This window comes from Desulfosporosinus sp. Sb-LF, from assembly GCF_004766055.1.
GTDB lineage: Bacteria > Bacillota > Desulfitobacteriia > Desulfitobacteriales > Desulfitobacteriaceae > Desulfosporosinus.
Genome location: NZ_SPQR01000008.1, coordinates 115,502 through 135,189 on the forward strand (window position 1 = coordinate 115,502; position 19,688 = coordinate 135,189).

Genomic DNA, 19,688 nt, shown 5'->3' on the forward strand with positions numbered 1-19,688 from the left:
GCATTTTTATGGGCAAAAAAGTGAACAACAAAAGTATATCCTCCAGAAATTAAACTAGAAGTCATTCGGCTTCATTTGGAGGCCGGTCTCAGTTATGAATCACTCATGGAGTGGCTTGGGACTTACTAAGGGTCAATATCGAGAACGATCGTTTGAGCTTTTATATCATGTTGCTCCATAACGTTTTACATATCCCGAATAATGCTACTTTTGAGTTCTCTGGAATAAAGGCTATCTGCGTAGGGCCAGAGTCACTGATTGTACCTATAGGGTCTATAGTTTTTGAGAAAGAACACACAGTGCCCGACACAAACCTACAATATATGATTCAGCTTCTTCGAAGGTTTCGAAACACCCCAAAGGTTGATCGTAATGTTTATCGACCCAGGCAAGAAATTCATTTCCTGTCGGAGAGATAATCCATAACTCACCATATATACTCAAGACAATCGTGCTAAGGTCAATCATTTCTTCAAAAGTGGTGTACCCATGGTGACTTGCAAACTGGTCATTTGTCATATCAGATCCTCCATTTCTCCCAGGTAAGTACTAAAAACACTATGTAAACAACCCGTTGGCAAGCTTGGCGCTTTATTGTCTGCTTTCGCCTACGCAAATTCCGCTAACTTGCCCTCTTGAAATAGTTGTTTTTGTAGCGAAATCATAGATCTCAGATAATGCACATGGACAGACGTTGCTGTTGTCAGGAATAAAGCAAATTCCTAAACATATTATAAGAAGGGATACATTAATCAATTATCTACCAAATAATTAATTTTTGTTGGTTTACTCTATGATAGTTCAATGATATTGTTGTCATATAGATAGGGAACGGAGGGGGAAAATGAAAGAGAATTCATTAAGATCGGTCTTAATCGTCGTCATGATTACCTCATTCTTAGCACCGTTTACGGGGAATGCGATTAATATAGCCATTCCGGCGATAGCGGGTGAATTTCATAGTACCCCAGTCATGCTAAATATGGTTGTAGCGAGTTACATTATTGCTTCGGCAGCCTTTTTACTCCCGTTCGGTCGACTTGGCGATATTGTCGGAAGAAGAAAAGTTTTTGTCGTAGGTATGTTCTTGTTCAGCATAACCTCGTTTCTTTGTGCTATAGCTTTTTCTCTCCAATCGTTGATCCTATTTAGGGTCTTGCAAGGAGTAGCCAGTTCTATGATCTTTGGAACGTCGATGGCCATCTTGATTTCCTTTGTTCCTCCCCAAGAGAGAGGTAAGGTTATTGGTTTGACTGTTTCCACGACGTATTTAGGGCTTTCGCTTGGACCCGTACTGGGCGGATTCATTACGGCTTATTTAAGCTGGAGAGTAATTTTCTGCCTTAACTGTTTTATCGGCTTGTTTGTGGCGGTTTTCACGTTACTCAAAGTCCGGGAAGATTCGAGTGGAACACAAGAGGAAACGTTTGATTTAATCGGTAGTATACTTTGCGTAGCAGGAATTGTTTCAATTTTGTATGGAGTATCCACTATTTCTACCGTACCCCTCGCACGGTTTATATTGCTTGCAGGTCTTGTGTTATTTGTTGTGTTTATTCGTTATGAAATGACCCTGAAATTTCCTTTAATTAAGATCGAAATGTTTACGCGTAACATACCGTTTGCCTTTTCGAATTTAGCGGCATTGGTCAATTATGCGGCTACTTTTGCATCAACTTTCATGATGTCTCTATATTTGCAGACCGTCATGGGGTTTAGCCCCGAAAAAGCAGGTCTGATTCTTTTAGCTCAGCCTATCGTTATGGCAATCCTATCTCCCTATGCGGGAAAACTTTCGGATCGTATGCAACCACGCATCGTTGCTTCATGGGGCATGGGAATAACGACGATTGGACTATTTTTCTTCATCTTTTTAAGTGATCACAGTCCAGTTGTGCTCATTATTGCTAATTTAATGATGATAGGCGTTGGATTTGCCTTGTTTTCTTCCCCGAATACCAAAGCGGTCATGAGTTCAGTGAGTAAGAGCTTTTATGGGGTCGCTTCATCGACGCTTGGTACGATGAGGCTTGTAGGGCAGGCGATAAGTATGACGATCGTCACTTTAATTACATCGCTTTTCATGAAAAACTTGAACATCGGATCTGCCGATTACGCCACTCAGTACCTTAAAAGTTCAAAGATTGCCTTCCTAGTATTTACTGTAATTTGTTGTGCAGGGATCATCGCCTCGCTCGCACGAGGAAGTATGGAATCTTCGAATAACAACCTGTAGCTTATTCCAAACGACTTATCACAAGACATAAAATGCAGTCCACTTCTATGGAGGTGGACTGCATTTTATGTTAACCAAAAGGGTCTACAGTGAATAGAATGTTTGGGAAGGTGACCAACGAAACGTCAAAAAAAACAACCTTCCAATTCGACTGATGAATACTTATTTACAGGGAGTGAAGCCGATGACCTCGCGTTTTGAAAAACTCATCCAGGAAGCATCCTTTCCACCCTTAGTAGCCCGTTATTTTTCCCAAAGGGTCTCTCCAGATTTGATGTCTTCGTCACGAATTGCGAAGTTTCAAGAGGAAGCGATCAAAGAAGTCATAAGTAGGGCCTATGAAAATTCGCCATTTTATCAGAGGAAGATGACTGAGGCAAATGTAAAACCCGCGAACATACAGAGTCTTGTTGATTTAGAGAAGATGCCTTTTACTACTAAGGAAGATTTGCGCCAAGATCCTTGGGCACGTCTAGCCTGCGACAAAAAAGAGATTAGTCTCATTCACGTTTCCTCAGGGACGACTGGTGGTAAAGAGATCTACACACCCCATACTTGGAAGGAATACTATCTTAATCATTCCATTATTTACCCTAGGCTTACTCCAGTCAAACGTAACGATCTATGTTTCGTGGCATTACCTTATGAAATGAGCCAGTCTGGACTCAATTTTCATAACATGTTTCTCATGGGCCATCAAGCAACGTCAGTAGCAGTTGGAAAAGGCGGGGCTTACTCAACTCCTGAGAAGACGATTCGGTTAATGCGCAGATTGAAACCGACGTTTATCGCCACTTCTCCTTCTTATGCTATGAATCTTGCCGAAGCGGCAGCTGAAGCCTCGTTTGATCCCACAAGTCTTTCTTTGAAGAAAATGTGGGTCGTTGGAGAAGGTTGTTCTGGGGCTTTCCGCAAACGACTGGAAAAAATTTGGGGGACAACCGTCAATAGTAATTACGGTGCCACAGAATGTGGTTTTATTGGCAGGGAATGTGACGCCCACAACGGCCAGCACATTACCCAGGCCCATGTCTTAGTAGAAATTGTGGATCCCCAAACGGGAAAAGTCTTGAAACCGGGAGAAATTGGTGAAATCGTAGTAACCAGCATGTTGCGCTTTGACACGCCTCTGATCCGTTATCGTACGGATGATTTGGGTTACCTCGATTACAAACCCTGTCGCTGTGGAGTTCGTTTACCACGGTTACACCTCAAGGGGAGGGCGACTGACCATATAGTTCTCCAGGGAAAGGGCTATTCTCCATACGCTCTAGAAGAATTCTTGATGCGGCTACCTGAAGTAGGGAATTGGTATCAATTTGTGATTAAGCATGGTGACAATGAGAAGCTCACCATTCGCACGGAACCTGCAACGGGTGTAGAGGGTACCCCGGAGTTGGCCCAAAAACTTTCGAATAAGCTAGAAGTCAGTATTGGTGTTCCCTGTGATTTACAATTTGTCGGTAAACTGCCGCGACCGGGGATCAAAGCCATCCGGGTGGTTTATGAATAAGAGAGACGGAGTGAGATCAATGAAATTTCGCTTTGAAAAGCATCTAAAAAATTATGTTCAAGAGCCCTTGCTAAGTCGTTTCAGCAATCTTACCGAGGAAGAAACGACCTTAACGAAGTTGGCCGAATTTCAAAAGGAGGCCCTGTTGGCAAATATCGCCCATGCAATGAAAAATCCGTTTTATCAAAAAAAGATTAAGCAGGCAGGGATCAAACCCCAGGCTCTTAAAAATCTGGAGGATCTGGCCAAGTTTCCGTTGACCACCAAGGAGGAACTGCGCGAAGATCCCTGGCAACTTCTTGCGACGGACAAACAAGATATCAGTCTTATACAAGTTTCCACCGGAACCACGGGTGGGGAAGAGATTTACATGATGCAGTCGTGGAGGGATCTCTACCTCAACGAATTCTCCGCTGGATACCCACATCTACTCAAACTGACTCCAGGAGATATTTGTATTAATGCACTTCCCTATGAGATGAGTTCTTCAGGACTAGCATTTCACAAAGTTTTCATGGAGATTTCTGGGGTAACGGTGGTCCCAGTCGGTAAAGGTGGAGCTTATTCGACGCCAGAAAAAACCATTAAAATCATGCGAGACTTAAATGCAACGGTGCTCATGACGACCCCTTCCTATGCGATTACTCTAGCCGAGGCTGCCGCTGAAATGTCGTTTGATCTGACCAGTCTGCCTTTAAAAAAGATTTGGTTAACAGGGGAAGGCTGTTCTCCGGCTTTTCGTGAACGAGTGGAGAAGATTTGGGGAACGATTGCAAATTTCTATTATGGGTCGTTGGAATGCATGGGACTTGGGATCGAGTGTGACGCCCATGCGGGTTACCACATTCCCATGGGACATGTGATCGTGGAGATCATCGATCCCAAAACAGGCAATGTTCTTGAACCTGGAGAAATAGGTGAGGTGGTGGCCACTCCATTGCTTCGTTTTGATACCCCTTTACTACGCTATAGAACTCAGGATCTAGGATATATTGACACTGACCCTTGTAGTTGCGGTTCCGATTTTCCTCGGTTTTTTATGCGGGGGCGGTTGGTTGACCAGATCACCGTCCAAGGGATCAACTTTTCTCCGTTCTATCTGGAGGAGTTCTTAATGAGGCTGGAGGAAGTTGGAAACTGGTATCAGTTTGTAGTTCAGCCGGAGGACAACGAGCGGTTGAAAATCCGCACTGAACTTGCGGCTGGGATCGAGGCTACCCCTGAGCTTGCCGAAAAATTAGCAAGTAAAATGGAATTTTCCCTTGGAATTCCCTGCGAATTCGAGTTTGTAACGAAACTGCATCGGGTCGGTTCTAAGGCTATTCGTGTGGTTCGTGAATAGGAGGATATAACCATGATTATCGATGCCCATGCCCATCTGTCAGACACAACCTATGGTAATCCCGATCTGTATTTTCAGCAACTAAAGGATGCAGGTATTGAACGGGGGATTGTCGTGCCCGGCGGAATGATGGACGTTCGGAAAATGACCGACTATATTACGGGGCGCGCTAAACCGGAAAACTTGATTCCCAACAACACGTTTGTCGCCCAAGCCTGTACGAACCATCGGGCAATGCTAAATGGATATGCCTGTATTGATCCGCACGAGGGAAACCCTGTTGGTAAATTGGAGAAATATTTCAAAGAGGGCTTTCGTGGCTTGAAACTCTCTCCCATGACACATCAGTTTTCGTTTGCAAGCAAGGCTTTGGCAGAACTTGCGTCATGTTGTGGTGAACACGGTTTTCCAGTGTATTCGCACGTCGTTTTTAACCCAGGCTCTTGTACCGCTAAGTTTGTCAAATTGGCGAAGCAATTTCCTAGAACAAACTTTATTCTAGGACATATGGGGTTTGGACCTGCAGATACAGAAGGTTTGGAGGCAGCTACCGACTTGGCTAATTTTTACTTAGAAACGTCCAGTGGTAGTTTTTTGCATATCAAAGAAGCTGTGGCCAAAGCAGGGGCTGAGAAAGTGATTTTTGGATCTGAATTTCCCCTTTCCCACCCTAAAGTCGAGTTGACCAAAATCCTTTTACTCAACCTAAAAGGTGCAGAACTAGACAAAGTTCTCGGAGGCAATATTCAACAACTGCTAGGACTAAAACCTATTGCTTAAGCAACGAGAGGAGCTATATCCATGGTACGAAAAGTGTTGTTCTCTTTCTCGATGGTGATATTGGTGATTTCCCTGGTGATAGGACCCATTGGCTGTAGCTCTAACCCGGTTGCAACCGCACCCAAAGCACCTCTTGATAAAGTGGTGTTCAACCTACAATGGTTGCCGGAAGACCCAGCCTGTTGGGTGGCCCTAGATAAAGGATTTTGGACAGAGCAGAACCTTGATGTCAAGATTATCAGAGGGTACGGTTCGGGCGATACCGTGACAAAAATTGCCTCAAAACAAGCAGATTTTGGGGTCGCAGACATTGGCAATCTTATCTTGGCAAGAGCTAAGGAAGATATCAAAGTTAAAGCTGTAAGTAACTTTAAGAATTCGTACGGTGGGCTTGTTATTTACAGGGAATCGCTCGGGATCAACCAACCTAAGGATCTGGAAGGAAAAACGATGATTGGTTCCGCAAGTTCATCCATTACGACGTTCTTCCCGGCATTTGCCAAAGCGACCGGGGTTGATCCCAGCAAAGTTAAGTGGACCCTCTTAGATCCAGCACTCCATATTTCGGCCTTTGTTCAGGGCCAGGCGGACACATTGACAACTATGTTCAAGTACGTTCCAAAGGTAGAAAAGCTGATGGGAAAACCAGTACGGTACTTCTCGTACAGCGAAGATGGGCACCTAGATCGCTATGGTGAAGTAATCATTGCCAATGAGGATCTGATTGCTCAGAATCCCGATCTGGTACGTCGGTTCGTTGCTGGATTTCTGAAAGGGCTTCAATATAGCCTGGAGAATCCTTTGGAGGTTGGACAGATTATGAAGAAATATTCGCCTGAGACGGATCCCAATCTGGCTGTAAAGATGTGGCAATCGGAATTGGATCACAACGTCATTATTGGTGAAGAATCCAACTCTAAGGGGCTCGGCTGGATGGAGAGGGATAGGATGGTGAAAACGATTCAGCTAGTTATGGACGCCTATGAACTGAAACAACAGGTTCCAGCAGAAAAGATCTTCACGACGGAGTTCTTGCCCAAGGAGCCAGTTTACCCACCCAAGAGGTAAACCCTTGAAGAGAGAAAGATTAACTGGATAGGGGGGGATGTCCTTGACCGCGCTACTTTCTTTAGAAAATGTTGAGAAGACCTATTGGTATAACCCTGATGAGAGTATGGCAGCCCTCCAGGGAATTAATCTTGAAGTCCAGGATGGAGAATTTATCGCGATCGTTGGACCAAGCGGTTGTGGAAAGACGACATTGCTTAAATTAGTGTCTGGGTTGATAAGCCATACGAAGGGGAGCATCGACATCGATGGCATGCCACTGCAAAAATCGCACCGTCAGCTGCTGGGAATGGTGTTTCAGCAGCCGGCGCTGCTCCCGTGGCGCAAAGTAATCGACAATGTACTCTTACCCTGTGAGATACGGGGGCAGGACCTCAAAAAGGCTCGCCCTAAGGCTATTGAATTACTGGAGCTGGTGGGACTGAAAGATTTCGTGAATCGTAAACCTAATGAGCTTTCCTACGGTATGCAGCAGCGTGTTTCTATATGCCGTGCGCTCGTCTACGATCCCAAGATTTTGCTAATGGATGAACCCTTTGCGTCTCTTGATGCTATTACTCGGTTTGAACTCAGCCAGTTATTGCTTGATATCTGGAGTATAAAAAAAATCACGGTGTTGTTCGTGACTCATAACATTCAAGAAGCGGTCTATCTTGCAGATCGGGTTGTCGTGATGACGCCGAGACCGGGAAAGATTGCTGCCATCATCGAGGTGCCCTTGCCCAGGCCCAGAAAGGAAGAACATCTTTATGAACATGACTTTAGTTCGTGTGCCAAAAACATTCACCAACTCCTGGGCTCGAACGCACTGTGAAAGGAGTCGAACCGATGAATAGTCGTTGGAAACGGCTTTACAGCAGTGAACTCTTCATGACGCTGATGAGCTTAGGGATTGTGGTCGCAGCCTGGGAACTGCTGGTGGATTTTTTCAAGGTACCCAAGTGGCTCTTGCCCGGCCCCAGCGCAATTCTCGTAGAGATGTATGCATCTAAAGGGTATCTTTGGAATCATACCCTCGTCACCATAAAAGAAGTTTTTGTGGGATTTGCCCTTGCAGTGCTAGTGGGAATATTGCTAGGAATTATCATTGCCTATTCTCCAATTTTAGAAAAAACACTCTATAAACTATTAGTTGCCACTCAATCAATTCCTAAGGTCGCGATTGCTCCTCTACTAGTACTCTGGCTGGGCTTGGGTTTGCTGACAAAGGTGACCATGGTATTTCTGATGTGCTTTTTTCCCATCATGGTGAGCATGGTTTCTGGGCTTCAGTCGACACATCGCGAGTTGCTGGAGTTGGCTGATGTGCTAGGGGCGAACTGGGTGCAATCTTTCCTCAAAATTCGGTTTCCCGCGGCCTTACCCTATTTGTTTAATGGCCTGAAAGTATCGGTCAGCTTGGCTGTTGTAGGAGCGGTGATCAGCGAGTTCATCAATGCTGATAAGGGGCTTGGTTATTCTTTGTTAATTTCAACGTCACAAATGAACGGCCCCTTGGCTTTTTCTGTCTTGACAATCCTTGCGGCGCTAGGAATTGGCCTCTTTTCAATCGTGGCCAGGTTGGAGAAGATGATTTGCCCGTGGGCGAAGTAAACTCGAAAGAGCACACTCTATCGCGCAGGGGAATAAATTGGTGAAGGTACTCTAGTTGCTAATGCCTGAAAGGAGGGGAGAATTTAATGCCGGAAAACAAGAACCCAGATGCTGTCTCTAAAAAGGGTCATTCCCGGTTAAAATTTTGGACCCATAGTAACAAATCTTCCTCGGATTTAATCATTCAACCGATGAATGATGCGAAACCGTCCGAAAAAGAGAAGCCTCAATTCAAGCGGATTCAAGCGCAGGAACCAGGAGATAAAAAGTTTGCTAGGGGAACAAACGACCAAGTCGTTAAGAAGATCAGCTTTCAGAAAAATCAAATGCATCCTCCTGATTCTTCAAAGACGACTATAACACAGCCCCAGTGGATAAGACCTCGTTCGCTGGGAAGCACACAGGTTGCAAACCAACCGATCAATTTACCGTTCAAAGATTCTCTCAAAATAATGAAGGAAGTGATCATTAAAATCAAAAACTCATCGCATGAACCCAATGAAAAGGTTGAACGTAAAATCGAGATAAGTGTCCCAGAAGAGGTTACCAAAGAGCGCGATCCGATTTCGGTCGAAGAACCTGAACTAATTCAAGAGATCATTGTGAGCGAATCAGACGATGCTCATGATGAAATTAATGGAATTAACGAGATTGAGCTAGATCAAACAGACCTCGAAGAAGACGCCAATACTGAAAAGCTTATGGATGTTACAGAAATTAGGGAACAGAGCGGAGAAGCAAATGCTGACCTCTACACCGAAGCCGTTAATTTATACAGATTTGGGTTGGCTGGCGACAAAGAAGCGGCAGCACGGGCCTACGATCTACTGAAAATCGTCCATCAGAAAGATCCAGAAAATCATCTGGCCGAAGCATACCTTGGTAGTGCCACCTCCCTATTAGGACGAGATGTCGCGGATTCGAACGAACGGTTCAAATACGCTATACAGGGTCTCAAAATTCTCGATAAAGTGGTTGCTCTCGAACCCGAAAATATTGAAATTCGTGGATTGCGTGCCTTTTTATGTTGTAAGCTCCCCGAGCAGTATTTTCATCGCAACGAAACAGCGATTGAAGATTTTGCTTATTTAGTTTCAAGATATGAAGAGGATGACTGCTTGTTCACAAAAGATTTCTTCTGCCAATTATTGTTCGAGTTAGGATTGGCCTATAACCGCTTGAGCAGGAAAAAAGAATCAGAATCAACCTGCCGCAAACTATTGTCGTTGACAGATGACCCCAGATATGAAGCACTCATTAAGCAAGAAGGCATACTCATTTCTGAAAAAGCGAATGGGAAAAAGCAATTAGAACGAGGATTTGCTGTAAAAGGTGAATGGAACAAAGCTAAGTATGACGAGAAATTACAAGAGGCCATATCTCTGCATCATCGTGCTTTGTTTAACAGCAAGCCAACAATCGAAAAGGCGTTTGAAATTTTTAAGCAGGCCCATAAGAGGAACCCACAGGATCCCTTGATTAGGGCCTATTATGCTGATTGCCTTGCCATTATGGGACTGAATTCTTCCGATACGGCGGTAATGTTCCGTCATACGACTTATGCAATCAAAAATCTTGATCAGGCCGTCAATGAGAGTCCAGATAACCTTACTATTCGGTTCTTAAGAGGTTATAACAGCTACAGAATCCCAGAAGCATTTTTTAAGCGTACGCTAACTGCCATTCGTGATTTCGACTATCTAATTCAAAGGTATGAACAAGATCCATCAAGTTTTGATGAAGAAACTTATTGGCAATTGCTTTGTGATTTAGGCCATTCTTATGAGCGACTTGAGCTGAAAGAAGAAGCAAAGGTGGCCTGGATCAAACTCTCTCAATTCGGTGATTCGAAGTTTAAAACCTTAGTGGATGAAATCCTAAAGGAAGGTTCAGATTTGGGTTTAGCGCAAATTGGACCAAATTCAAGTTTTGATGAACTACTCAAGGAAGGGCAAAGGTTATATGATTTTGCCATTGCAGGGAACAAACAGGTTGGTCTAAAGGCCCAAGAACTATTGCAAAGGGCTTGCTTCGCAGATCCCTTGAGCGCTCTTGCTGAAGGTTATTATGGCAGCAGTTTGGCGGTAACTGGGCGTAATTCAACAAATCCCCAGGAGATGTTCCAGGGCTTTTTTAAAGGACTTAATCATTTGAAAAAGGCCGTGGCACGAGACCCAAATAACCCACAATTGCACCTTTTACTGGCAGACTTATTCCATAATCTTTCTCCGAGCTTCTTTCCTTCAGGTGATAAAGCGATCAAGGAATTTAAATTCCTGAAAATGGCGTATGAAAAGGACAACAGTATTTTTCCCGAAGAAGTGTATTTTCAAGTCTTATATGATCTAGGGGTGTGTTATCAGAGTGCAGGAGAACCTGAGAAAGCCCAAAAGGTATGGTTTAAGCTTTCTAAGATAACTGCGGATCCAAAATTTGAAGTGCTGAGTGACCTTGAAAAGGAAGGGGATACGGAAATGAACGCGATTGATAAGGTTCGGGAAAAGTATAAGGAAATCGCTGAGGAACTCGCTAGTGAAAAGTCTCAAAAAAGGTCAGGGCGTAAGGAAAAACGGTCCAAGGAAAAATCAAAGCGAGGGTCCGAAGACCGGGTTAAGGAATTGAGTAAGCAAGAGACCGAGAAACTCCATAAAAAATCCAAGCGAAAAGATCGTAAAAATGTTAGCGAAAAGGCCAAGGAAATGCCTGTGGAAAGAAAAAGACGCCGGGAGAAAGAAAAGACAAAGGATAATCCGTCTGAGGAGAAGCCCGTCCGCAAGGAAAAGAAACGTGATCGGAAGAAGGCAATTGAGAAAGTCCAGGAAATATTAGCAGAAACAAGTAGTCGAAGGGACAAGAAACGGCCTAAGGACGAAAAACCAGGGGAAAAGCCAAGTCGCAAGGAACGAAGGAGGAGCCGGGAAAAGGCCGTTGAGAAAGCCAATGAAACGCCGGTAGGAAAAACTAAACGCAGGGATAAGAAGAAACGGACTCAAGAGGAGCAGCCTGAGGTAAAACCCAGCCGTAAGGAGAAGAAAAGAAATCGAGAAAATGTAATCGAAAGGCTCAAGGAGATGGTGATAAAGAAGGATAAAGAGGCTAAGAAATCACCGACAGAACTGGCGATTGAAACGTCCCACGAGGAACAGGATCAATAATCCCCTTTCTTGTATAAATGAATCGGGTCAAGATCAAAAAAGCACCCTCCACTACAGGCTTCGAGGAGGGTGCTTTTTCTATGAATCAAGAAAACGAAGGCCAGCACCTAGTCCTCAGACACCGGTGTTGGCCTTCGTTGTATTAATGCCTTAGAAAAGCCTTTAGTAAATCTTTAGAGTGATCAATAAAACCCCTGCCCTAAGGGGCAGGGGTTTGGTGTTTAGGTACTAGTCTTCCTTCGCTGATGAGCGATATGATCCACTATAGCTAGCTCGTTTGCTGTATTCGTCTCCACGGGTGGTTCCTTCCAATCCGAATTCACTCATAAGAGCTTCCAGTTTCTCTTTTAGCGCTACGGCCTGTTTGGGATCATCGGGGCCTGAGTTGATAGTAAACATTACACGCATCTTAAGATCCCCTCCTTTCAACCTATTTAACATTCACTGTGGCACTTTGGGGTCGAATTTCTCTATATGGTATGCAAGTGGAATCTAAAAGGTTCTAGGGGAGTTTACATTCATTTTGATTTATCTAAACACATTTAAACAATTGCGAGAATAAATTGTTGGTAGATCATTGGCGACCCTAATGTAAGGAGGATCCACAGGTTTGTGAATTTGAAAAGAAGGAGATGCGTTATGAGAAAAAAGACCTATTTAGCTCGGGTGAGTCTTCTATTACTATCGATCATCTTGATCGTTTCTGGAATTGGATGTGGCTCACAAGTTGAGAAAAACAGTCAAGAGCCGATAAAAGTGGGGCTTCTCGTGCCCTATACAGGAGTCTTTACCAGCAACGGAGTGGATATCACCCGTGGAGTTGAATTGTACTTAAATGAAGTAGGCGGGAAGGCAGCAGGTCGTGACATCAAACTGGTTAAGGAAGACTCGGAGATGAACGGGCAAGTTGGCTTGCAAAAAACCCGGCGCCTGGTTGAAAGCGAAAAGATTCAAGTACTTACGGGTGTTGTCAGTAGTACCGTTGCTTATGCAATCCGGGATTATGTCGTCGAAAATAAGGTCCCTTTTATTATCGCAAATGCTGGAGCTTGTGACTTAACAAGAGAAAAAGCAAGCGAATATATCTTCAGAGTTTCCTTCTCTAATGGCCAGTATGAATACCCTATGGGGCAATATGTCTATAACAAGCTAAAAATTCGTAAAGTCGTAGTCATGGCCCCAGATTATGCAGCAGGTCATGAAAAGGCTGATGGGTTCATGGCAGGCTTTAAAGCAGAAGGTGGCCAGGTCGTTCAGGAGATTTATCCGAAACTCGGCACGACGGATTACAGCCCTTACTTAACCCAAATAAAAGAGGCCGATGCAGTTTGGGTTCATTTTTCAGCAGCCGATTCCATCAAGTTTGTTAAACAATACGATGAGTATGGACTGAAGAAGAAACTTCCCCTACTAAGTACTGGAGACCTCGTAGATGAATCGTCTCTATTAGGCCAAGGGGATTCAGCGATTGGGATCATCAGTGCCCTTCACTACAGTGCCGCATTAACAAATCCAGAGAATGAAAAGTTTGTCAAAGATTACACAGCTAAATACGCGGAAGGTCCTAACATGTTTGCTGAACAGGGCTATGTGGCTGCCAAAGTCATCGTAAAGGGTATAGAAGCTACAGGTGGGAAGGTAACAGATACCAAGCAGTTGTTAGATTCCATTAGAAAGGTGCAATTTGACGCTCCTCGGGGCCCCTTCAAGTTTGATCCTAAAACTCAAAACGTGATCTTTAACACCTACATTCGGAAGACTGAGAAAATCAATGGCAAACTCGTTAATACAGTCATTGAAACCATACCCGATGTGTCAGACAGGTGGATGGCAGGCAAATAGTTCGACAAACACAGTTTGTCTTCACCAAGGGAGGGAAAGTTTTGGAACTATCCGAGATTGTGATCCAGACCCTTAATGGAATTTCATACGGGCTTTTACTTTTCTTATTAGCTGCCGGTCTTTCCCTCATTTTTGGTTTAATGGGTATCATTAACCTTGCGCATGGTTCCTATTACACGCTGGGGGCATATGTTGGATTGGTAATTATCCAGAAAACAGGGAGCTTTTTCTTCGGATTGTTGGGTTCGGCTGTGATTTTAGCTCTCTTAGGGATCGCTATGGAACGGCTCTTTTTCCGTAAGCTGTACAAACGGGAATTGGACCAAGTGCTTTTAACCTTTGGTTTTGCCTATCTGCTGATGGACATAGCGAAATGGATTTGGGGAGGGGTACCTCGGTCCCTCCCTAAACCTCCTTTTTTAGAGGGTTCCATCAGTATTCTCGGAGAGGCTTTTCCGATCTACCGGTTCGGTATTATTGTTATTGGCCTGGTTATTGCGGTTCTTCTCTGGCTCTTTTTAGAGAAAACCCGGACTGGAGTCATTATCCGAGCGGGTGTCGACGACAAGGAAATGGTAAGTGGAATGGGAATTAACATAACGTTGTATTTTTCTGGAATCTTTGCTCTAGGGGCATTTTTGGCGGCAATAGGCGGAGTTATTGGCGGTCCGATCATTGGGGCATACCCAGGGTTAGACTTTGAAATCCTAGTTCTCGCTCTCGCTGTGGTTGTAGTCGGCGGTCTCGGGACTTTGAAAGGGGCGTTCTGGGGTAGCCTTTTGATCGGTTTTGCAGAAACCTTTGGGAAAGCAATTTTTCCTAATTTCGCGATGTTTACCATTTATGTAACCATGGCGCTAGTCTTAATCTTTAAACCAGAGGGTTTACTAGGAAAGGAGGAATCCTAGTGGGCCGAGTGTTGACAAAGAATATACTCTGGGGAGGAATTGTAGTTCTCGGTTTAATGACTCTGCCGCAGATTGTATCCCCGTATGGTTTGAGTCTGTTAACACAAGTGTTGATTTTTGGTCTCTTTGCCATGAGCTTAGATCTCTTAATGGGATATACAGGCTTAATTTCATTTAATCATGCCACATTTTTCGGAGTTGGGGCTTACACAGCGGCTATCCTCGCAAGCTATGGTTACCACAACTTTTGGCTTGCCCTTCTTTTAGGGATCCTGGTCCCAGTACTGTTGGCCCTCTTATTGGGTTTACTTGTCTTAAGAAGTAATGGACCCTATTTTCTGATGATTACGTTAGCCTTCGGGCAAATGATTTTTGCCTTGGCCTGGAGATGGCGGTCCGTTACCGGAGGAGATGACGGCTTAGCAGGAATCCCAAGGCCTGATCTTGGATTGCCCATTTCTATGTGGAAAGCGCAAAATTTTTATTACCTAGTACTTTTCATTTTTGTTCTGACTTGCTTGATCCTGTGGAAATTTATCCGTTCCAGACTTGGTAGATCCATTGTTGGGGTACGAGAAAGTGAGTCTCGAATGCAGGCCTTAGGCTATAATACGTGGGCCTTAAAATACCTGTCCTACACTATTGCTGGTGGATTTGCCGGTTTAGCTGGGGTGCTTTATGTTTACTTTAATGGTTTTATTAGCCCTCAAGAACTCAATTGGACCATGTCAGGCCAGGTTATCCTAATGGTCATTGTCGGTGGAGCAGGGACTCTTATTGGGCCTGTCGTGGGAGCAAGTGCGATCTTTATTCTGCAAAACCTAATCAGTTCTCAGACAGAGCGTTGGCCTATTTTGATGGGGATTATTTTCATTCTTTGTGTCATGTACTTAAGGGATGGAGTCGTAGGTTATGCTATAAAATTAAAGAAAAAGGGTCTGAGGAATTATGAAAGCATTAGAAACCAAAAGCCTGACTAAACAATTTGGAGGGCTTGCCGTATTGCAAGAAATTTCGCTACATGTTGAAAAGGGAGAACGGCGAGCAATTATAGGTCCGAATGGCGCAGGTAAAACCACCCTTTTTAATACGATTAGCGGGTTGATCAAGCCCAATGCGGGAGAGATTTTTATCTTTGGCGAAAAGGTTACCCAACTCTCATCCTATCGTCGGGCGCGGTTGGGCTTAGCTAGAACCTTTCAGCAAAATAACCTCTTCTTTAACTTGAACCTTCTTGAAAACATCAATCTTGCCATATCCTCCCATAAGGATAAATTTACTCCGAGAGACTTCTTGGAAAAATGGGGATGGTGGGAAAAAAGAGACATCCCTGTGAAGGAATTATCGTATGGAGAACAAAGACAAGTGGAACTACTTTTGGCTTTGGCTCAAACTCCTCGGCTACTCTTGCTAGATGAACCGACGGCAGGCATGTCGTCGGCAGAAACCAATAAGATTACGACCATGATAGGTAACCTTTCTAGAGAAATCACGGTCTTAATTATCGAACACGATATGAAGGTTGTCTTTGATTTTGCGGATCAGATCACCGTCTTAAATTATGGAAGAGTTTTGTTCGAAGGAGCAAAAGGCGAAGTAAGATCTAATGAACGAGTTAAAGAAGTATATCTCGGCTCGGCTGATTAAGGAGGGTGGGCCTTTATGCTTAGGTTAAATGACGTTCATGCCCATTATGGTGAGAGTCATATACTTCAAGGGGTTTCGTTGAAAGTAGAGAAGGGGTCTGTTGTCGCCTTACTCGGACGAAACGGAATGGGAAAAACGACGACCATTCATGCCATTATTGGATTTAATCCGCCAACCAGCGGAAAAATTATTTTTAAAGGGACTAAGATTAATACGCTCCCATCCTACAAAATCGCCCAAATGGGAATGGCTTTGGTACCTCAAGGTCGGCGTATTTTTCGCTCCTTAACGGTAAAAGAAAACTTAGTCTTAGGGTATAGCAAAAAGAAAACAAAAAAACGTTACACCCTCGATCGAATTTATGAATTATTTCCAGTGTTACAGGAACGGGCCAACCAGCAAGGGAAAAACTTGAGCGGAGGAGAACAGCAGATGCTGGCCATTGCTCGGGCTTTAATGACAGAGCCTGAAATGATATTAATGGATGAACCTTTTGAAGGATTAGCTCCTGCGATTATTAAAAATATTGGACTGAGGATTCATGAACTCAAAAATTCAGGTTTGTCCATTTTGATTGTAGAGCAAAATATCCGGTTCGCAGCAAAAATAGCGGACTATCTCTATGTTATGAACAAGGGGGAAATTGTGTATGGCGGAACCCCGACGCAGTTTCACCTGGAAGAAGATCATTGGAGACGATTCATTGAGATTTAAAATTCTAGGAGGTTTGAAATGAAAGAACTATGGTTAATTGGTGTAAAATGCCATGAACTCGCCCTTAAAGGGGATAAAGAAGCGACAAAGAAGGCCTATGAATCCTTCAAAGAGATTCACAAACTGGATCCTAAAAATAATCTAGCCGAAGCATATTTGGGTAGTGCCACCTCTCTTTTAGGCCGAGATTCCATAGATCCCAATCTAAAACTCAAATTAGTACTTCAGGGTTTAAAGACCTTGGATAGCGTAGTGCTTAAAGAAAAGGAAAACATTCAAATTCGAAGTTTAAGAGCGTATGTAGGTTTTAATCTCCCCGAAATGTTCTTCCATCGTACAGCTTCAGCTGTAGAAGATTTCAAGTATCTGCTCGCTCGTTACGAGCAAGATAAGGGCGTCTTCACTGAAAAGTTCTACTGGCAAATCCTTTGTGATTTGGGGGTAGCTTATAAAAGACTGGGACGGAAGAACGAAGCCATAGCAATTTGGGATAAGCTTCTTCAAGTTACCAGTGATCCTAAATATAAAGACCTCATTAAAAAGTAGGAGTCAGCTTTTTTGCCCATTTGCACACGTTCCATTGCTATTCGCTTGATGATGTAGCTAAAATGCAAAACCTCTGGGCTTTCTGCATGTAAACCGTTGCATTTCTTAACGCTTCATCTTCTGCGCTTATTGACGCAATTCCACTAAAGTGCTCACTAAGCAAAAAATCCTCCTCAGGCTTGGGTCGATGGAGGTTGAGACGACGGGGGGGCTTAAGAGCAATTAGGGACGGTTCGCACCGTCCCTAATTTTATATCCCTATTTGTGTCCTATGCAAAATATCCAGCTTGCGGTGTTAATACGCACACAGGGTGAGCCGGAAGAATAAACTATGCTTAAGTGAGCATTGAATATTGGATATCTAAATGGATAAATATTTTTATGAAATGGAGCTGAATTGGGTGTTGAAAAAGGAAGGCCAAAAAAGTGAAGTATGGTTCGATGGACGGCAAGTCTCTTTAGAGAGTCAAGATATTTGGGGACTTATCAATAATTCGGCTATCAACAAGATTATCATTACAATGGCCCAACGGCTCGAGGGACATTATCCTTTAAAGACGGAATTTATTACACAAGTATCCGCACTCGAAGAACTTGAGGGTATTAATAGTGGAGAAGCGGTGTTGTCAAATGATCTTGCTCTCTTAGAATTAGCGAAAGAGAGAGGGTATAAGGCTTGCGCATATTTTAACATCGAAGGTCGGGAAGCGTTGGAATCTGCTTGGCAAGACGCTGCAAACTATGACTACATTCTTGTAGATTTCGACTTACCGACCAATATACCTCTGGAGTTAATTATCGCACGTCTTCAAAAAAGCGAGATCATGGTTTTAAAATGCGTGACGAGTTTAAGTGATATGGAAATTGCGTTTGGAGTTATGGAGCAAGGAAGTGACGGGGTAGCCTTTGCCAGCACAGATATCCATGAGATCCTAAAAGTAAGTGACTACTTGCAAAAGAATGACAGTTGGAAGGTAGAACTAAAGCCCCTTACTGTTGCTGAAGTTCGCCATATTGGTATGGGTATGAGGTCCTGTATTGATACGACTGGTCTGATGACTAAGGATGAAGGCATGCTCATAGGCTCAACCTCTCAAGGAGGGATTTTTGTCTGCTCTGAGACTCATTTCCTTCCCTATATGAATTTGCGTCCTTTTAGAGTGAATGCTGGGGCAATTCATTCTTACGTCTGGATGCCTAATGACGCTGCGGAATACCTGACAGACTTGTCTGCGGGTAGTGAAGTATTATGTGTGAACACAAAAGGAGAAGTAAGGAGGCTTTCGGTAGGTAGAATCAAGACCGAGGTGAGACCCTTGCTTTTAATCCGTGGGGAAGCGGATGGTAAGCAAATCAATGTTATTGTTCAGGACGATTGGCATATTAGAATCATGGGAGCTGACGGTCAGCCGAAAAACGCAAGCATGATCAAACCTGGTGATCAACTGCTTGCCTATGTCAGCGACCCAGGGCGTCATGTAGGGATAAAGGTCAATGAAACAATCTTAGAGAAATAACCGGGGAGGATCTGAGATGACAGGGAAAGAGGTCCGTTTAAATCGACTCTTTAAGCATTCAGAACGAATGATTATCGTTCCTCTGGATCATGGCGTATCAGTGGGCCCCATTCAGGGTTTGGAAGATATCCCTAAACTAGTGAAGCAGGTCAACAAGGGGCGTGCTGATGCAGTCGTAGTGCAAAAAGGCTTAGTCCCCCAAATAAAAGACTATTTGGGGGGGGATGGATGTGAGCTGATTGTTCACCTCTCGGCATCGACAGCTCTATCCCCTAACTCAAATCGAAAAGAATTGGTCGCGACGGTAGAACAAGCCATTAGGTTGGGTGCGACAGCTGTCTCGATTCACGTTAACTTGGGTAATTCTCATGAGTCGGAAATGCTTCGAGATTTCGGGAAAGTATCGAATCGCTGCGATCAATGGGGTATCCCATTATTAGCGATGATGTATGTTAGAGATGGCTCTAATAACAATGAATTTGATTGGGTCAAACTAAAACATGCAGCCCGTGTTGCTGAAGAGCTGGGGGCGGATATTATCAAGGTCAATTATACAGGAAATGTGGAATCATTTTCCGAAGTGGTCAATGCTGTAAAGCTACCTGTTGTTATTGCGGGGGGACCAAAAACTTCGTCTGTGAAGGACCTTTTAATCATGATTAATGAGGCAATTCGGGCTGGGGCAAAGGGAACTTCAATTGGAAGGAATATTTTCCAAAGCCCTGATCCAGAAAAATTAGTGCGGGTGATTCGCCAGATTTTGGATAGCAAGATGACAAATGAGGGAATTAAAGAGTTAGCCCGAACATTATAACGATCTTGGCATG

General features: G+C 43.9%; 19 protein-coding genes. 16 read left to right on the forward strand and 3 right to left on the reverse strand.

The features are described from left to right. Nucleotides 1–273: 273 nt before the first annotated feature. Complete coding sequence (locus E4K68_RS13460; RefSeq protein WP_135379455.1) at nt 274–519, reverse strand: hypothetical protein; 246 nt, start codon at nt 517–519, stop codon at nt 274–276. A 325-nt stretch (nt 520–844) separates the two neighbouring features. On the opposite strand from E4K68_RS13460, the gene E4K68_RS13465 reads away from it, so the two are divergent. The 8 genes from E4K68_RS13465 to E4K68_RS13495 all read left to right on the forward strand — a co-directional run bounded on the left by E4K68_RS13465 (nt 845) and on the right by E4K68_RS13495 (nt 11,687). Beyond that, nucleotides 845–2,236: an MFS transporter gene (locus E4K68_RS13465; protein WP_135379456.1), complete on the forward strand. Its 1,392-nt coding sequence runs from the start codon at nt 845–847 to the stop codon at nt 2,234–2,236. Between the two features lie 184 nt (nt 2,237–2,420). Beyond that, nucleotides 2,421–3,749 (forward strand): AMP-binding protein, encoded by a 1,329-nt coding sequence (locus E4K68_RS13470; RefSeq protein WP_135379457.1) that lies wholly within the window; start codon nt 2,421–2,423, stop codon nt 3,747–3,749. 19 nt (nt 3,750–3,768) lie between these two features. After that, nucleotides 3,769–5,091 carry an AMP-binding protein gene (locus tag E4K68_RS13475; protein ID WP_135379458.1) on the forward strand — a complete coding sequence of 441 codons (1,323 nt, stop codon included), beginning with the start codon at nt 3,769–3,771 and terminating at the stop codon, nt 5,089–5,091. A gap of 12 nt (nt 5,092–5,103) precedes the next feature. Beyond that, nucleotides 5,104–5,871, forward strand: coding sequence for an amidohydrolase family protein (locus E4K68_RS13480; RefSeq protein WP_135379459.1), 768 nt, complete (start codon nt 5,104–5,106; stop codon nt 5,869–5,871). Between the two features lie 21 nt (nt 5,872–5,892). Next, nucleotides 5,893–6,939 carry an ABC transporter substrate-binding protein gene (locus E4K68_RS13485; RefSeq protein ID WP_135379460.1) on the forward strand — a complete coding sequence of 349 codons (1,047 nt, stop codon included), beginning with the start codon at nt 5,893–5,895 and terminating at the stop codon, nt 6,937–6,939. Between the two features lie 37 nt (nt 6,940–6,976). After that, nucleotides 6,977–7,753, forward strand: a complete 777-nt coding sequence (locus tag E4K68_RS20670) for an ABC transporter ATP-binding protein (protein WP_243450364.1) — start codon at nt 6,977–6,979, stop codon at nt 7,751–7,753. Nucleotides 7,754–7,767: 14 nt separating this feature from the next. After that, nucleotides 7,768–8,532: an ABC transporter permease gene (locus tag E4K68_RS20675; protein WP_199241769.1), complete on the forward strand. Its 765-nt coding sequence runs from the start codon at nt 7,768–7,770 to the stop codon at nt 8,530–8,532. An 86-nt stretch (nt 8,533–8,618) separates the two neighbouring features. Then, on the forward strand, nt 8,619–11,687 hold the full coding sequence (locus E4K68_RS13495; protein ID WP_135379461.1) for a hypothetical protein: 3,069 nt from the start codon (nt 8,619–8,621) through the stop codon (nt 11,685–11,687). Between the two features lie 228 nt (nt 11,688–11,915). Here the strand turns inward: E4K68_RS13495 and E4K68_RS13500 are convergent, their stop codons facing one another. Further along, nucleotides 11,916–12,095, reverse strand: coding sequence for a hypothetical protein (locus E4K68_RS13500; RefSeq protein ID WP_135379462.1), 180 nt, complete (start codon nt 12,093–12,095; stop codon nt 11,916–11,918). A 231-nt stretch (nt 12,096–12,326) separates the two neighbouring features. On the opposite strand from E4K68_RS13500, the gene E4K68_RS13505 reads away from it, so the two are divergent. Genes E4K68_RS13505 through E4K68_RS13530 form a run of 6 tightly spaced genes read left to right on the forward strand, consistent with a single transcriptional unit; the run spans nt 12,327 to nt 17,344 of the window. Beyond that, nucleotides 12,327–13,529, forward strand: coding sequence for an ABC transporter substrate-binding protein (locus E4K68_RS13505; RefSeq protein WP_135379463.1), 1,203 nt, complete (start codon nt 12,327–12,329; stop codon nt 13,527–13,529). A gap of 41 nt (nt 13,530–13,570) precedes the next feature. Then, nucleotides 13,571–14,437, forward strand: a complete 867-nt coding sequence (locus tag E4K68_RS13510) for a branched-chain amino acid ABC transporter permease (RefSeq protein ID WP_135379464.1) — start codon at nt 13,571–13,573, stop codon at nt 14,435–14,437. Further along, complete coding sequence (locus E4K68_RS13515; protein WP_243450365.1) at nt 14,437–15,417, forward strand: branched-chain amino acid ABC transporter permease; 981 nt, start codon at nt 14,437–14,439, stop codon at nt 15,415–15,417. The genes E4K68_RS13510 and E4K68_RS13515 overlap by 1 nt, the downstream gene beginning before the upstream one ends. Further along, complete coding sequence (locus E4K68_RS13520; RefSeq protein WP_135379465.1) at nt 15,386–16,084, forward strand: ATP-binding cassette domain-containing protein; 699 nt, start codon at nt 15,386–15,388, stop codon at nt 16,082–16,084. Before E4K68_RS13515 ends, E4K68_RS13520 begins: the two co-directional genes overlap by 32 nt. Before the next feature lie 15 nt (nt 16,085–16,099). After that, nucleotides 16,100–16,798: an ABC transporter ATP-binding protein gene (locus E4K68_RS13525; RefSeq protein WP_135379466.1), complete on the forward strand. Its 699-nt coding sequence runs from the start codon at nt 16,100–16,102 to the stop codon at nt 16,796–16,798. Nucleotides 16,799–16,816: 18 nt separating this feature from the next. Continuing rightward, nucleotides 16,817–17,344, forward strand: a complete 528-nt coding sequence (locus tag E4K68_RS13530) for a hypothetical protein (RefSeq protein ID WP_135379467.1) — start codon at nt 16,817–16,819, stop codon at nt 17,342–17,344. A gap of 37 nt (nt 17,345–17,381) precedes the next feature. Here E4K68_RS13530 and E4K68_RS21460 read toward each other — a convergent pair whose 3' ends face one another. Beyond that, nucleotides 17,382–17,507, reverse strand: coding sequence for a hypothetical protein (locus tag E4K68_RS21460; RefSeq protein ID WP_282432991.1), 126 nt, complete (start codon nt 17,505–17,507; stop codon nt 17,382–17,384). Between the two features lie 202 nt (nt 17,508–17,709). Between E4K68_RS21460 and E4K68_RS13535 the strand changes: the two genes are divergently transcribed. Further along, a complete protein-coding gene (locus E4K68_RS13535; protein WP_243450366.1) occupies nt 17,710–18,861 on the forward strand; it encodes a 3-dehydroquinate synthase II in 1,152 nt (383 codons plus the stop codon). Between the two features lie 16 nt (nt 18,862–18,877). Continuing rightward, nucleotides 18,878–19,675, forward strand: a complete 798-nt coding sequence (locus E4K68_RS13540) for a 2-amino-3,7-dideoxy-D-threo-hept-6-ulosonate synthase (protein ID WP_135379468.1) — start codon at nt 18,878–18,880, stop codon at nt 19,673–19,675. The last annotated feature ends 13 nt before the right edge of the window (nt 19,676–19,688 follow it).